At 72.4% G+C, this 13,905-nt stretch carries 13 protein-coding genes and 1 tRNA gene; 9 read left to right on the top strand and 5 right to left on the bottom strand.

The features are described from left to right. On the top strand, positions 1-617 hold a 617-nt coding region (locus tag J0670_RS12775; RefSeq protein ID WP_207811635.1), incomplete at its 5' end, for a response regulator transcription factor. Between the two features lie 76 nt (positions 618-693). On the opposite strand, the gene J0670_RS12770 is transcribed toward J0670_RS12775, so the two are convergent. Further along, positions 694-1,191 (bottom strand): MarR family winged helix-turn-helix transcriptional regulator, encoded by a 498-nt coding sequence (locus J0670_RS12770; RefSeq protein ID WP_207811634.1) that lies wholly within the window; start codon positions 1,189-1,191, stop codon positions 694-696. Positions 1,192-1,302: 111 nt separating this feature from the next. Between J0670_RS12770 and J0670_RS12765 the strand changes: the two genes are divergently transcribed. Further along, positions 1,303-2,094: a methyltransferase domain-containing protein gene (locus J0670_RS12765; RefSeq protein ID WP_207811633.1), complete on the top strand. Its 792-nt coding sequence runs from the start codon at positions 1,303-1,305 to the stop codon at positions 2,092-2,094. 48 nt (positions 2,095-2,142) lie between these two features. Here the strand turns inward: J0670_RS12765 and J0670_RS12760 are convergent, their stop codons facing one another. Together J0670_RS12760 and J0670_RS12755 are read right to left on the bottom strand one after the other, a co-directional pair. Further along, positions 2,143-2,745, bottom strand: coding sequence for a TetR/AcrR family transcriptional regulator (locus J0670_RS12760; RefSeq protein WP_207811632.1), 603 nt, complete (start codon positions 2,743-2,745; stop codon positions 2,143-2,145). Positions 2,746-2,960: 215 nt separating this feature from the next. After that, positions 2,961-3,932: a fatty acid desaturase gene (locus J0670_RS12755; RefSeq protein ID WP_207811631.1), complete on the bottom strand. Its 972-nt coding sequence runs from the start codon at positions 3,930-3,932 to the stop codon at positions 2,961-2,963. A 251-nt stretch (positions 3,933-4,183) separates the two neighbouring features. Here J0670_RS12755 and J0670_RS12750 point away from each other — a divergent pair. The 6 genes from J0670_RS12750 to J0670_RS12725 all read left to right on the top strand — a co-directional run bounded on the left by J0670_RS12750 (position 4,184) and on the right by J0670_RS12725 (position 9,069). Beyond that, positions 4,184-4,254, top strand: a tRNA-Gln gene (locus J0670_RS12750). 143 nt (positions 4,255-4,397) lie between these two features. Next, positions 4,398-5,852 (top strand): bifunctional UDP-N-acetylglucosamine diphosphorylase/glucosamine-1-phosphate N-acetyltransferase GlmU, encoded by a 1,455-nt coding sequence (gene glmU / locus J0670_RS12745; protein WP_207811630.1) that lies wholly within the window; start codon positions 4,398-4,400, stop codon positions 5,850-5,852. Between the two features lie 203 nt (positions 5,853-6,055). Beyond that, a complete protein-coding gene (locus J0670_RS12740) occupies positions 6,056-7,033 on the top strand; it encodes a ribose-phosphate diphosphokinase (RefSeq protein ID WP_207811629.1) in 978 nt (325 codons plus the stop codon). A gap of 300 nt (positions 7,034-7,333) precedes the next feature. Next, positions 7,334-7,918 carry a 50S ribosomal protein L25/general stress protein Ctc gene (locus tag J0670_RS12735; protein ID WP_207811628.1) on the top strand — a complete coding sequence of 195 codons (585 nt, stop codon included), beginning with the start codon at positions 7,334-7,336 and terminating at the stop codon, positions 7,916-7,918. Between the two features lie 103 nt (positions 7,919-8,021). Continuing rightward, positions 8,022-8,600: an aminoacyl-tRNA hydrolase gene (gene pth / locus J0670_RS12730; protein WP_207811627.1), complete on the top strand. Its 579-nt coding sequence runs from the start codon at positions 8,022-8,024 to the stop codon at positions 8,598-8,600. Between the two features lie 145 nt (positions 8,601-8,745). Beyond that, positions 8,746-9,069, top strand: a complete 324-nt coding sequence (locus J0670_RS12725; RefSeq protein WP_207811626.1) for a hypothetical protein — start codon at positions 8,746-8,748, stop codon at positions 9,067-9,069. A gap of 63 nt (positions 9,070-9,132) precedes the next feature. On the opposite strand, the gene ppc is transcribed toward J0670_RS12725, so the two are convergent. Beyond that, entirely contained in the window at positions 9,133-11,928 is a 2,796-nt protein-coding gene (gene ppc / locus J0670_RS12720; protein ID WP_207811625.1) for a phosphoenolpyruvate carboxylase, read from the bottom strand. Positions 11,929-12,188: 260 nt separating this feature from the next. Here ppc and J0670_RS12715 point away from each other — a divergent pair, with 260 nt between their 5' ends. Further along, complete coding sequence (locus tag J0670_RS12715) at positions 12,189-13,457, top strand: sensor histidine kinase (protein WP_207811624.1); 1,269 nt, start codon at positions 12,189-12,191, stop codon at positions 13,455-13,457. Positions 13,458-13,466: 9 nt separating this feature from the next. Here the strand turns inward: J0670_RS12715 and J0670_RS12710 are convergent. Next, positions 13,467-13,905, bottom strand: a 439-nt coding sequence (locus J0670_RS12710) for an SUKH-3 domain-containing protein (RefSeq protein WP_207811623.1), incomplete at its 5' end; no start/stop codon positions are given.

The following is a 13,905-nucleotide window of genomic DNA, read 5'->3' as shown; positions in this document are numbered from 1 at the left end:
CGGCGGACCAGCAGCGGGCCGACCGGTTGCGTGCCGACCAGCTGAGGGCCGACCAACTGCGCGCTGACCAGCTCAGACCCGTCAGCCCGCCGCCCGACGGGATCACCCTGCTCGGCCGGCTCCGCCGCGCCCACCCGGGGCTGCGCGCCGTCGTCCTGGCCGCCGCCGACGACCCGCACCGCGCCGCCCGGGCGTTGCACGCGGGTGCCACCGGCTGGGTGGCGAAGGAGAGTTCGCTGGCCCGGCTGCTCGCTGTGGTGCGGGGCGTCCTGCGGGACGAGACGCACCTGCCGCCCGCGCTGCTCACCGGGGTGATCCGCGAGCTCACCACCGCCCGGCGGGACCGCACCGAGAGCGAGCGGCTGGTGGACACCCTCACCCCGAGGGAGAAGCAGATCCTGCGCTGCATGGTCGCGGGTCTGGGGCGGCAGGCGGTCGCGGAGCGGCTCTACCTGTCGCCGCACACCGTCCGCACCCACATGCAGAACGTGCTCGGCAAGCTCGGGGTGCACTCCACGCTGGCCGCCGTCGCGGTCGCCCGCCGGGCCGGGGTCAGCCCCGCGGAGCCGGCCCTGCCGTCGCCGCCGTCGGTGGCCGGGGTGCCCGAACGGGGCTGAGGTCCAGGGGGCGTGGCGGGGCGAGGAACCGTGATGTGCCGGGCTCGCAACGCGCGAAGAGCCCGCAAGGCCCGTTCTAGCCGGGGATGTTGTCGAACGGTGCGACCAACACCCGCAGCAGGGCGGCGAGTTCGCCCTGCTGGTCGCAGCTGAGCTGGGCCAGCAGTTCGCGTTCGTGGGCGAGCAGTCCGGCGAGTGCCTGGTCGGCGCGGTCGCGGCCGTCGTCGGTGAGGCGGACCAGGACGCCGCGCCGGTCGCCCGGGTCGGGCAGGCGCTTGACGAGGCCCTTGCCGGTGAGGCGGTCGATCCGGTTGGTCATGGTGCCGGAGGTGACCAGGGTCTGGGTGAGCAGTTGGCCGGGGGAGAGCTGGTAGGGGGAGCCGGCCCGTCTCAGGGCGGTCAGGACGTCGAATTCCCAGGGCTCCAGGCCGTGCTCGGCGAAGGCGGTGCGGCGGGCGCGGTCCAGGTGCCGGGCGAGCCGACTGACCCGGCTGAGCACCTCGAGCGGCTCCACGTCGAGGTCGGGGCGCTCTCGGCGCCACGCTGCGACCAGCCTGTCGACCTCGTCCTCCATGACGATCAGTGTATCGGTGGATGTGTCGATGTGAAGTCTCTTGACATCGAGAAATGTGCCAGTGAGGCTACATCGAGATATCTTGATGTCGAGATACCTGCGAGGTGAACCATGCCCACCCCCGTCTGGGACCCGGCGCAGTACCTACGCTTCGCCGACGAACGCACCCGCCCGCTGCGCGATCTGCTCGCCCGTGTCCCCGCACTCCCGGATCCGGAGCACGCCGTGATCCTGGACATCGGCTGCGGCCCCGGCAACTCCACCGCCGTCCTGCGCGAACGCTGGCCGCACGCCCGGATCACCGGTGTCGACAACTCCGCCCCGATGCTCGCCACCGCCCGCACCGAGGGCGAGCCCACCGCCGACTACCTGCTCGCCGACGCCCGCGACTACGACCCGGCCCCGGCCCGGCCCGACCTGATCGTCTCCAACGCCGCGCTCCAGTGGATCGACGGCCACCTCGACCTCGTCCCGCGCTGGGCCGCCGCACTGCGCCCCGGCGCGACGGTCGCCTTCCAGGTCCCCGGCAACTTCGACGCCCCCAGCCACACCCTGCTGGCCGAACTGCGCCGCAGCCCCCGCTGGCGCGAGGCCCTCGGCCCCGACGCCGACCGCGCGGGCGTCCATCCGCCCGAGCGCTACCTCGACGCCCTCGCCGCCGCCGACTGCCTCCCCGACGTCTGGGAGACCACCTACCGCAGCCTGCTCCCGGGGCCGGACCCGGTGCTGGAGTGGGTCAAGGGCACCGCGCTGCGCCCCGTCCTCACCCGGCTCGCCGACCCGGCCGAACGGGCCGCCTTCCTCACCGAGTACGGGCGGCTGCTGCGCGAGGCCTACCCGGCGGGGCCGTACGGGACGGTCTTCCCGTTCCGGCGGATCTTCGCGGTCGGGGTCAAGCGGTGAGAGGTGAGCCGTAGAACGGTGAGCGGCGAGCGGCACCCCCGGAAGGGCTCAGGCCCTGCGCTCGCCGACCAGCTTGGGGTGCCGCTCCAGCCCCTCCAGCCCGTGCCAGGCCAGGTTCACCAGGTGCGCCGCCACCGTCGCCTTGTCCGGCTTGCGGACCTCCAGCCACCACTGGCCGGTCAGTGCGACCATCCCGACCAGCATCTGCGAGTACATCGGCGCCAGCCGGGCGTCGAAGCCCCGGGACTTGAACTCCAGGCCCAGGATGTCCTCGACCTGGGTGGCGATGTCGCTGATCAGCGAGGCGAAGGTGCCGGTCGACTGGGCCACCGGGGAGTCCCGGACCAGGATCCGGAAGCCGTCCGTCGAGGTGTCGATGTAGTCCATCAGCGCGAACGCGGCCTGTTCCAGCAGCTCGCGCGAGTGCCCGCCGGTGAGCGCCCCCGTCACCATGTCCAGCAGCAGCTGCATCTCGCGGTCCACCACCACCGCGTACAGCCCCTCCTTGCCGCCGAAGTGCTCGTACACCACGGGCTTCGACACCCCGGCGCGCTCGGCGATCTCCTCCACCGAGGTGCCGTCGTAGCCGCGCTCCGCGAAGACCGTCCGGCCGATCTCCAGCAGCTGCTCCCGGCGCTGCTTGCCGGTCATCCGGACCCGGCCGCCCCGGCGGCGCGGGGTCGGCGCGGGCGCGGCCCCCTCCGTACCCGGCTCGGTACCTCCGTGGGCGGCCCCGCCCGTCGGTGCAGCGGCCCGCGGACGGGCCGGCGCCGTTCCGGGCGCCGCGTCCGTCCGCGTGCTGTGGTGACCGCCTGTGCTGTCTGCGCTGCTCCCGTTCACCCCTACATCATGCTGGAAGTGCCGCCTCATGCGGCGCGGCGGGCGGCGATCCGCTGCGCGTCCGGCCAGCGGACGTCCCGGACCCAGCCGGCCAGCTCGAACCAGCGGATCAGCCGGGCCGAGGAGTCGATCTGCCCGCGCAGCACCCCGTGCCGGGCCGCGGTCGGGTCGGCGTGGTGCAGGTTGTGCCAGGACTCGCCGCAGGACAGCACCGCGAGCCACCAGACGTTGCCGGAGCGGTCCCGGGAGCGGAACGGGCGCCGGCCGATCGCGTGGCAGATCGAGTTGATCGACCAGGTGACGTGGTGCAGCAGCGCGACCCGGACCAGCGAGCCCCAGAAGAAGGCGGACAGGGCACCCTCCCAGCTCAGGCTCACCAGGCCGCCGACCAGCGCGGGCAGCAGCAGCGAGATGGTGGTCCAGAGCCAGAACAGCCGGGAGATCCGCCTCATGGCCGGATCGCGGACCAGGTCCGGGGCGTACGTGAGCTGCGGGGTCTGCTCCTCGTCGAACATCCAGCCCATGTGAGCCCACCACAGGCCCTTGATCAGCGCGGGGACGCTCTCCCCGTAGCGCCAGGGCGAGTGCGGGTCGCCGTCCTTGTCGCTGAACCGGTGGTGCTTGCGGTGGTCGGCCACCCAGCGCACCAGCGGGCCCTCGACCGCCAGGCTGCCGGCGACCGCCAGCACCAGGCGCATCGGGCGGCTCGCCTTGAAGGCGCCGTGGGTGAAGTAGCGGTGGTAGCCGACGGTGATGCCGTGGCAGGTGAGGAAGTACATGGCGACGGTGACCGCCGCGTCCGTCCACCCCAGCCCCCGGCCCCACGCCACCGGTACGGCGGCCACCAGCGCGGCGAACGGCACGAGGATGAACAGCGCGAGGGCGAACCGCTCGGCGAAGCCCTGCTTCTCCCCGCCGCGGGTGGCGGACAGCCGGGCGGCGGCGGTTCCGGTGTCGGCGGTGGTCTCAGAGGTGGTCTCGCCTGCCTGGATGGTCATTGGGCGTCCCTTTGCGGCGTCCCGGAACAACGGGAGAGAGCGGAGCCTACGTCGGCGTAACCTACGGCATCGTAGGTTGCGCTCCGTGTCCAGGGGAACACACCTGCGCGCGGCGCTTGAGTGAATTCACCCGACTGGATGGATGAACCCCCACCCCCGGATGTTCGAGCGGCCGCGGCGGATTGGTGCCTGCGGATCGGGGCAGTTGATACCCACGGGGGGGTCGACTCGGGTAGGGTCTGACAGGACTGTCCGCCGTGGTGTAATGGCAGCACAGGGCCCTTTGGAGGCCTTTGTCTGGGTTCGAATCCTAGCGGCGGAGCCTCTACACGCCTCGGGTTCGGGCGTTTCCCCCCGCGCCGGTATTGTCGGTGCTGCTCGGCGGACTGTGCGAATGGCGACCGGCCTGGGTCCGGGCCGGGCCTGCTCTGCCCTCTCTGTGAACCTACCGAGGAGCCTCCCCGCATGGGTGCCAATTCGCTTGCCGCCGTTGTCGTGCTCGCCGCCGGTGGCGGGACCCGGATGAAGTCGAACAAGCTGCCCAAGGTTCTGCACGAGGTGTGCGGGCGTTCGCTGGTCGGGCACGCCGTGTCGGCGGCCGGTGAACTGACGCCGGGCCAGCTGGTCGTGGTGGTCGGTCACCAGCGCGAGCTGGTCGTGGCGCACCTGACGGAGCACTACCCGACGGCGCGCACCGCGGTGCAGGAGGAGCAGAACGGCACCGGGCACGCGGTGCGCACGGCGCTGGAGGAGCTGGCCGCGGACGGTTCGGTGCTGGACGGCACGGTGATCGTCACCGCCGGTGACTCGCCGCTGCTGACCGGCGAGACCCTGCGCCGACTGGCGGACGCGCACGAGGCGCAGCAGAACGGCGTCACCGTGCTGACCGCCGTCGTCCCCGAGCCCTTCGGCTACGGCCGGATCCTGCGGGACGAGGACGGCACCGTCGCCGCGATCGTCGAGGAGCGGGACGCCACCGCCACCCAGCGCGCGATCACCGAGATCAACTCCGGCGTCTTCGCCTTCGACGCCAAGCTGCTCGTCGAGGCGCTGGGCGAGCTCACCACGGACAACTCGCAGGGCGAGGAGTACCTGACCGACACCCTGGAGATCCTGCGCAAGGCGGGCCACCGGGTGGGCGCCGTGGTCGCCGAGGACCACCGGGACATCCTGGGCATCAACGACCGGGTCCAGCTGGCGCAGGCCCGCCGGCTGCTGAACGACCGCCTGCTGGAGCGGGCGATGCGCGCGGGCGTCACCGTGGTGGACCCGGCGACCACCTGGTTCGACGTGCAGGTGACGTACGAGCCGGACGCCGTCGTGCTGCCGAACACCCAGCTGCAGGGCGCCACCCACCTGGCCGAGGGGGCCGAGGTGGGCCCGAACTCGACGCTGAAGGACACCCTGGTAGGCGCCGGCGCCCGTGTGAGCAACACCACGGCCGACCGCGCCGAGATCGGCGAGCTGGCCGCCGCAGGCCCGTACGCCTACCTGCGCCCGGGCGCCAAGCTGGCCCGCAAGGCGAAGGTCGGCACCTACGTCGAGGTGAAGAACTCCGAGCTGGGCGAGGGCGCCAAGGTGCCGCACCTGTCCTACATCGGTGACGCCACGATCGGCGAGGGCACCAACGTCGGCGCGGCCTCGGTCACCGTGAACTACGACGGCGTGAACAAGCACCGGACGGTCATCGGCGCGCACTGCCGGACCGGTTCGGACAACATGTTCATCGCTCCGGTCACCGTCGGTGACGGTGCTTACACCGCGGCCGGCTCGGTCATCACCAACGACGTTCCGGCGGGCGCGCTGGGCGTGAGTCGGGCACACCAGCGCAACATCGACGGCTGGGTCGAGCGCAAGCGCCCCGGGACGGCATCCGCGCAGGCCGCGAAGGCGGCGACGGAAGGTGCCGAGGAGGCCTGACGGCCCGGGCGGGCGCCCGCCGGACGGTCCCGAGGCGGACGGTTTCTGCGCGGGCGCGTAACCTTGGGGACATACGTGCGCCACTGGGCCTTACCGCCCGTGTCCGGGCGTACCGACAATTCCCTGATCCCCCGTGGGTGCGGGCTGCCCTGCCCACCCGCCGGGGGAGGGGTTCAGCGTCAGCAACGCGAGGAGACGGTGCAGTGAGCGGGATCACGACGTCGGGTGAGAAGAAGCTGAAGCTCTTCTCCGGCCGTGCCCACCCGGAACTGGCGAGGGAGGTGGCCGCGGCGCTGGGGACCGAGCTGGTCCCGACCAAGGCCCTGGACTTCGCCAACGGCGAGATCTACGTCCGCTTCCTGGAGTCGGCCCGCGGTGCGGACTGCTTCGTGATGCAGAGCCACACGGCTCCCATCAACCAGTGGATCATGGAACAGCTGATCATGATCGATGCGCTGAAGCGGGCCTCCGCCAAGAGCATCACCGCGATCCTGCCGTTCTACGGGTACGCCCGCCAGGACAAGAAGCACCTCGGCCGCGAGCCCATCTCCGCCCGCCTGATCGCCGACCTGCTGCGCCAGGCCGGTGCCGACCGCCTGATGGCCGTGGACCTGCACACCGCGCAGATCCAGGGCTTCTTCGACGGTCCGGTGGACCACCTGTTCGCGCTGCCGCTGCTGGCGGACTACATCGGCGAGAAGGTGGACCGCAACAAGCTGACCGTCGTCTCCCCGGACGCCGGCCGCGTGAAGGTCGCCGACCAGTGGTGCGACCGGCTGGACGCGCCGCTGGCGATCATCCACAAGCGCCGCGACATCACCCAGGCCAACACCATCCTGTCGGCCGACGTCGTCGGTGACGTCAAGGACCGGGTCTGCGTCCTGGTCGACGACATGATCGACACCGCCGGCACCATCTGCGCCGCGGCCGACGCGCTGTTCGACAACGGTGCCGCGGACGTCGTGGTGGCGGCCACCCACGGTGTGCTCTCCGGCCCGGCCGCGGACCGGCTGAAGAACTCGCGGGTGAGCGAGTTCGTGTTCACCAACACGCTGCCCACCCCGGCGGAGCTCCAGCTGGACAAGATCACCACGCTGTCGATCGCCCCGTCGATCGCGGCCGCGATCCGCGAGGTGTTCGAGGAGGGCTCGGTCACCAGCCTCTTCGAGGGCGTGCACTGACCCGAGGGCGTGCACTGACGAAGCCCCGCGCAGGCGGCCCCGGTACCTCCACGGTCCGGGGCCGCCGCCGATTTCACGGGAGGGCACCGGTGCGGTTAGACTCGTGAAACTGCTCGGCGAGGGATGCCGTGTGCCCGCTTGACGGGCGCCGACTCCGTGATCGACGCGCTGCCGGTGGTGGATTCCCGTCCGCCGGCAGAAGCCGTTGCCGCCGAGCGACCCCCAACGTACTGAGGGTGTGGTCCCGGCGGTTTTTCGCGTCCCTGCACCCCCGCGCCAGTCTTCACGAGGAGTGCAGTCGTGTCCGAGATCCGCCTTGCCGCTGAGACCCGTACCGAGTTCGGCAAGGGTGCCGCCCGTCGCGCCCGCCGTGCCGGCTTCGTCCCCGGTGTCGTCTACGGCCACGGTCACGCCCCGGTTCACCTGAACCTGCCCGGCCACGACCTGATGATGGCCCTCAAGACCCCGAACGCCCTGCTGGTCGTGCCGATCGAGGGCAAGGACGAGTACGTGCTGCCGAAGGCCGTCCAGCGTGAGGCCATCAAGCGCACCATCGAGCACGTCGACCTGCTGCTGGTCAAGCGCGGCGAGAAGGTCACCGTCGAGGTTCCGGTCCACACCGAGGGCGAGCTGGCCGCCGGCGGCAACCTGCTGGAGCACGTCCTGCAGGCCCTGCCGGTCGAGGCCGAGGCCACCCACCTGCCCGAGGCCGTCACCGTCTCCGTCGAGGGCCTGGAGGCCGGCGCCTCCGTCCACGCCAAGGACGTCGTCCTGCCGGCCGGCGTCTCGCTGGCCGTCGACGCCGACGCCGTCGTGCTGCAGGTCATCGCCGCCCAGGCCGCCCCGGCCGAGGAGGCCGCCGAGGCCGAGGGCGCCGAGGCCTGAGCCTCTCGCACCTAGCTGTCGACCGCTGCCCCGGTCGCTCCCCTGGAGCGGCCGGGGCAGCGGTGTGTCCGGGATGATGACGTCGAGCGCGAAGGAGAGAAGCATGGCGGAGGACTACGAGGGCCCCTGGCTGGTGGTGGGGCTGGGCAACCCGGGCGAGCAGTACGCCCGGAACCGGCACAACATCGGCTTCATGGTGGTGGACCTGCTGGCGCAGCGGATGGGCGCCAGGTTCAAGGCGCACAAGAGCCGGGCGCAGGTGGCCGAGGGGCGGCTGGCGGGCCGGCGGGTGGTGCTGGCCAAGCCGATGTCCTTCATGAACCTCTCCGGCGGGCCGGTGACGGCGCTGCGGGACTTCTACAAGGTGCCGGCCGCCGCGGTGGTCGCGGTCCACGACGAGCTGGACATCGACTACGCGACGCTGCGGCTGAAGCTGGGCGGCGGGGACAACGGCCACAACGGGCTGAAGTCGATCACCAAGTCGCTGGGCCCGGAGTACCACCGGGTGCGCTGCGGCATCGGCCGTCCGCCGGGCCGGATGGAGGTCGCGGACTTCGTGCTGAAGGACTTCTCCTCGACCGAGCGCAAGGAGCTGGAGTGGTTCGTGGACCGCTCGGCGGACGCGGTGGAGGCGCTGCTGTCCGAGGGGCTGGAGCGGGCGCAGGGCACGTACAACTCCTGAGGCGGTTGACGCGTCGTCATGGCCTGGCGCCGGGTGCGCAACGGTCGTACAACGCTTGCCGTTCCAAACCTGAATTCGTGTGAGAGGACTGTGCGGGATCGGATAGCGTCGGCCTGGTACGCGAACGGGTCCTGGGGAGTTCTCGATGCGGAGATTGCGTCCGGTCCGCCGCCTTCGGCGGCTCCGGGTGGTCCGGCTGAAGCGGTTCGGACGGCGGATCGGCACGGCCGGTGCGCTGGGGGTGGCCGGGGTGCTGCTGTCCGGCGGTGCGGTGGCGCACGCCGAGCCGATCGCCGAGCCCGATCCCGCGGTCTCCCCGGAGCCGGCGGCGGCGCAGTTCGGCCCGGTGCTCGGCGACTCGATGGGCGAGGACGCGGGCCTGCTGGCGGTCGGCGGCGGCCTGGTGGTCGTGGCCGGCGGCGCGGCGCTGTGGCTCAAGCGCAGGCGCGCGGGCGAGCCCACGGCCTAGGGATAGACGTACGAAGGGCCGGTGCCTCCGGGTGGAGGCACCGGCCCTTCGACGTGCCCGCCGTCAGCCGGTGTTGCGCAGGCCGGCGGCGATGCCGTTGACGGTCAGCAGCAGCGCGCGGGCGCGCAGCGGGTCCTCGTGGCGGCCGGCCGCGACCTCCTCGCGCTGGCGGCGCAGCAGCGCCACCTGGAGGTAGGAGATCGGGTCGAGGTAGGCGTCGCGGACGGTGAAGGTCTGCTTCAGCACCGGGTTGTGCTCCAGCAGTTCGCTCTCGCCGGTGAGCCGGAGCACCTCGCGCAGGGTGAGGTCGTGCTCGGCGACGATCTGGTCGAAGATGTGGTGCAGCTCGGCGGGCACCAGCTGCTCGACGTAGTGGCGGGCGATCCGCAGGTCGGTCTTGGCCAGCGTCATGGCGACGTTGGACAGGAAGTTGCGGAAGAAGTGCCACTGGCCGTGCATCTCGTCCAGCACGCCGCCGAGGCCGGCCTCGCGGGCGGCGGCGAGGCCGGAGCCGACGCCGTACCAGCCGGGGACGATCTGGCGGGACTGGGTCCAGCCGAACACCCACGGGATGGCCCGCAGGCCGTCCAGGCCGGCTCCGGAGTCGGGGCGGCGGGACGGGCGGGAGCCCAGGTGCAGCGAGGCGAGCTGGTCGACCGGGGTGGCGGCGAAGAAGTACTTCGGCAGGTCGTCCTGCTCGACCAGGGCGCGGTACGAGGTGTGGGCGGCCTCGGAGACCCGGTCCATCGCGGCGTCCCAGCGGGCCAGTTCCTCGGGTGCCTGGCGCGGGGCGGTGTGCAGCGCGGAGGCGGCCAGGGTGGCGGAGAGGGTCAGCTCCAGGTTCTCCCTGGCGAGGGAGGGCAGCAGGTACTTGTCGGAGATGACCTCGCCCTGCTCGGTGACCTTGATCTCGCCCTCCAGGGTGCCCCAGGGCTGGGCCAGGATGGCCTCGTGCGAGGGGCCGCCGCCGCGGCCGACGGTGCCGCCGCGGCCGTGGAAGAGCCGAAGCCGGATGCCGTAGCGGTGGGCGACGTCGCGCAGTCGGCGCTGGGCGCGGTGGATCTCCCACTGGGAGGTGGTGATGCCGCCGAACTTGGAGGAGTCGGAGTAGCCGAGCATGACCTCCTGGATGTCGCCGCGCAGCGCGACGAGCAGCCGGTAGGAGGGGTCGGAGAGCATCTCATCCAGGATGCGGTCGGCCTGCTGGAGCTCGTCCGTGGTCTCCAGCAGCGGCACGATGCCGATCTTGGCGATGCCGGCGTGCAGGTCGATCAGGCCGGCCTCGCGGGCCAGCACCGTGGCGGCGAACACGTCGTCGGCGCCCTGGCACATGGAGATGATGTAGCTCTCGACGATCTCGTCGCCGAAGCGCTCGAAGCCCTCGCGGATGGTGTTGAAGACGCCGAGGGTCTTGGTGCCGGCCTCGTCCAGCGGGGCCGGGGTGGGGGCGAGCGGGCGGCGCGAGCGCAGCTCCTTGGCGAGCAGCTTCTGCCGGTACTCGCGGGGCATGTCGGCGTAGCGCCAGGCCTCCTCGCCGAGTCGGTCGAAGAGCTGGCCGAGGGCGTGGTGGTGGGCCTCGGCGTGCTCGCGCACGTCCATGGTGGCGAGCTGGAGGCCGAAGGCCTCGATGGTGTTGATGGCGCGGGCCAGGCGGCCGTCGGCGATCAGCTCGCCGCGGTGGGAGCGCAGCGAGTCCTGGATGAGCCGCAGGTCGGCGATCAGCTCGCGGGTGCCGAGGTAGTCGCGGCCCTCGACGTGCGGGGTGCCGCCGGCCAGGCGCTCGCGGGTGTTCTCCAGCTTGAGCCGGATGCAGGTGGCCTTGAGGCGGTAGGGCTCCTCGGCGTTCATCCGCTTGTAGCGGGGGCTGAGTTCGGGGAGCCGGTGCAGGTCCGTGTTGAGCGAGGCGAGCAGTTCGACCGAGGCGCCGGCCAGCCGCTCGGAGGTGGAGAGGGTGTTGCGCAGGTCGTCGATGGCGGCGAGGGCGTCCTTGATGCCGTACTCGTGCTGGAGGTTGAGGACGTCCCAGGTGACCTGCGGGGTGACGTTGGGGTTGCCGTCGCGGTCGCCGCCGATCCAGGTGCCGAAGGTGAGCGGGCGCACGCCCTCGGGCAGGTGCAGTCCGACCCGGGCGAGCTCCTCGTGCAGCTCCTCCAGGACCTCGGGGACGGCCTCGCGGTAGAGCTCGTCCAGGTAGTAGACGGCGTTGCGGGCCTCGTCGGTGGGCTCGGGACGGGCGATGCGCAGCTCGTCGGTCTGCCAGAGCAGGTCGATGACCTCGGCGAGGCGGCGGTCGGCCGAGCGCTTGGCGCTGCTAGTGCGGGCCGGGCCGGCGGCGGCCAGGCCGGAGGTGAGCTCCTCGCGGTGGATGCGGTCGAGGAGTTCGCCGATCCGGCGCAGCTTGTTGAGCACGCTGCGGCGGGCGGCCTCGGTGGGGTGGGCGGTGAAGACCGGGCGGACCGCGAGGTGGGCCAGGGTGTCTTCCAGGTGCTTGCGGTCGGCCTCGGCGAGCTGGTCGGCGGTCTGGGCGAGCAGCGAGCCCTCGCGGGCGCGGCGGGTGGCGAACTCGCGGCCGCGGTGCACCTGCTCGGTGACGTTGGCGAGGTGGAAGTAGGTGGAGAAGGCGCGGACCAGCTTGGCGGCGGTGTCCAGGTCGATGTCGGAGAGGAGTTCGGCGGTGGCCTCGCCGTCGGTGCGGCTGAGCAGGCGGACCTGTTCGACCAGGCCCAGCAGCTGGGGGCCCTCCTGGCGGACCAGCGTCTCGCCGAGCAGGTCGCCGAGGCGGCGGATGTCCGCACGCAGGGCGGCGTTGTCGGCGACGGTGGTGGGGCTGTCCGCCGGGTTGGGGACCGGAGCGGTCACGGCTGGCTCCCTGTGGTGGTGGGGTTCGGCAACGGCTCATCGTCACAGGTCCACGCGCAGTGTGGCAGGTGTGACGCGTGCGGACCGCGCTGTCCGACGCGACCAGCATAGGTGTCGGGGCGGTCGCTGTCCGCGAGGTGGCCGGATGGCGGACAGGCCCGGCGGAAGCCACCTGTGGTCTGGACCACTTGACCGTCCTTCGAGGTGTAGCGGGTGATCCCGGTGGGGAAGGGGAGGGGTTGCCGCTTAGGCTGTCACGCATGAGCAAGTCGCCTGGGGAGCGCGTGCCGGTCCGGTCGTTCTGGTGGTGGAAGCGGCCGCGCAGCGCCCTCCTGGACATCGGGCTGGCCCTGCTCGCCGCGGTCGAGTGCTCGGCCAGCACGATCGCCTTCCTCTCCGCCCGGCTGCACGTGACCACCGCGGGCGCGGTCGGGCTGGCCGTGCTCGGCACGCTGGCCGGCGGCTCGCTGGTGGTGCGTCGGCGCTGGCCGGCCGTACCGGTGCTGGTGACGCTGCTGCTGATGCCCGGGATGCTGGGCGTGGTGCTGCTGGTGGTGGCGCTGTACACACTGGCGGAGACCTGGGAGTGGCCCTCGCGGCGCCGCCGGGTGGTGGCGCTGTCCGGGCTGGCCTTCGCCGAGGCGGCCGCGGTGATAGCGGTGTCGCTGATGACGCCGACCGACTCGCTCGCGGAGCAGCCGCCGCTGTGGGGGCAGATCCTGCTGTCGCTGATGGTGGCGGTCGGGCTGACCGTCGCGCCGGTGGTGACCGGTCTGTACGTCGGGGCGCGGCGGCGGCTCATCGAATCGCTCAAGGACCGCGCGCACGGCCTGGAGACGGAGCTGGACCTGCTGGCCGAGCAGGCGCAGGAGCGCGCCCGCCGGGCCCGGCTGGAGGAGCGAACCCGGATAGCCCGGGAGATGCACGACGTGGTGGCGCACCGGGTGTCGCTGATGGTGGTGCACGCCGGGGCGCTGGAGCGAATAGCCGGCAAGGACCCGGAGAAGGCCGCGCAGAGCGCCAAGTTGATGGGCGAGGTGGGCCGGCAGGCGCTGAACGAGCTGCGCGAGATCCTCGGCGTGCTGCGGATGGACGACGACCGCCAGCCCGAGCCGGACTCGCTGGCCGGGCTGCCCCGGCTGGTCGACCAGTCCCGGGCGGCGGGGATGGCGGTGACGCTGACGGTCAGCGGCAGCCGGCAGGAGTTCACCGGCGAGGCCGAGCAGACCGCGTACCGGGTGGTCCAGGAGGGGCTGACCAACGCGCACAAGCACGCGGGCGGCGCCCAGGTGTCCGTGCTGCTCGCGTACGCGCCGAACGGGGTGCGGGTGAGCGTGGTGAACGCCTGCCCGGACGGGGAGCGGGGCGCGGCCCGGCTGCCCAGCGGAGGCAACGGGCTGGTCGGGATGCGGGAGCGGGTGATCGCGCTGGGCGGCACCTTCTCCTCCGGGCCGGAGGCGGACGGCGGCTTCCGGGTCGAGGCGGTGCTGCCGTCCCGGCTGGCGGTGCGGGCCGAGCGGCTGCGCTGACCGTCGTCCTCAGCCGTGGTCTTCGGGGGCGCGCAGCCGCTCCGGGGCGGTGCCCAGGACCAGGGTGCTGATCGCCTGGTCGATGCCGTGGCCGAGGAACCACTCGCCGGTGTGGTCCAGGCTGTAGACCCGGCCCTCCTCGTCGACGGCCAACAGGGCCTGCCCGTACGCCTCCTCACCGAGCGGGGCGAGCTGGGTGCCGAGGGCCCGGCCGAGGTCGAACAGGGTGCGCGGCTGGTGCAGGCCGCACAGCGGGTCGAGCAGGAACGGGGTGCGGGCCAGCTGGCGGCCCGGGCCGACCAGGTCGAAGGCGAGGCCGCCGAACTCGGCCCAGGCCTCCACCGCCGCGGGGAACACCGCGTGCCGGACGCCGTCCGGTCCGCCGTACCCGACCAGGGTGTCGGCCCACTCCTCGGCCTGCCGGATCCGCCAGCGACCGGGGTGCCAG

It is taken from the genome of Streptomyces sp. FH025 (assembly GCF_017427025.1).
Lineage (GTDB): Bacteria > Actinomycetota > Actinomycetes > Streptomycetales > Streptomycetaceae > Kitasatospora.
Note: the sequence above shows the minus strand (reverse complement) of the source record. Positions and strands in the feature narration are given on the sequence as shown.

What these genes read in the sequence shown, in the direction of transcription:
- J0670_RS12760 (WP_207811632.1), bottom strand. Translation starts at nt 2,745, where the DNA reads ATGACCGGCAAGCAGCGCCGGGAGCAGCTGCTGGAGATCGGCCGGACG.
- pth (WP_207811627.1), top strand. Translation starts at nt 8,022, where the DNA reads ATGGCGGAGGACTACGAGGGCCCCTGGCTGGTGGTGGGGCTGGGCAAC.
- J0670_RS12765 (WP_207811633.1), top strand. Translation starts at nt 1,303, where the DNA reads ATGCCCACCCCCGTCTGGGACCCGGCGCAGTACCTACGCTTCGCCGAC.
- J0670_RS12715 (WP_207811624.1), top strand. Translation starts at nt 12,189, where the DNA reads ATGAGCAAGTCGCCTGGGGAGCGCGTGCCGGTCCGGTCGTTCTGGTGG.
- J0670_RS12725 (WP_207811626.1), top strand. Translation starts at nt 8,746, where the DNA reads ATGCGGAGATTGCGTCCGGTCCGCCGCCTTCGGCGGCTCCGGGTGGTC.
- J0670_RS12755 (WP_207811631.1), bottom strand. Translation starts at nt 3,932, where the DNA reads ATGACCATCCAGGCAGGCGAGACCACCTCTGAGACCACCGCCGACACC.
- J0670_RS12770 (WP_207811634.1), bottom strand. Translation starts at nt 1,191, where the DNA reads ATGGAGGACGAGGTCGACAGGCTGGTCGCAGCGTGGCGCCGAGAGCGC.
- glmU (WP_207811630.1), top strand. Translation starts at nt 4,398, where the DNA reads ATGGGTGCCAATTCGCTTGCCGCCGTTGTCGTGCTCGCCGCCGGTGGC.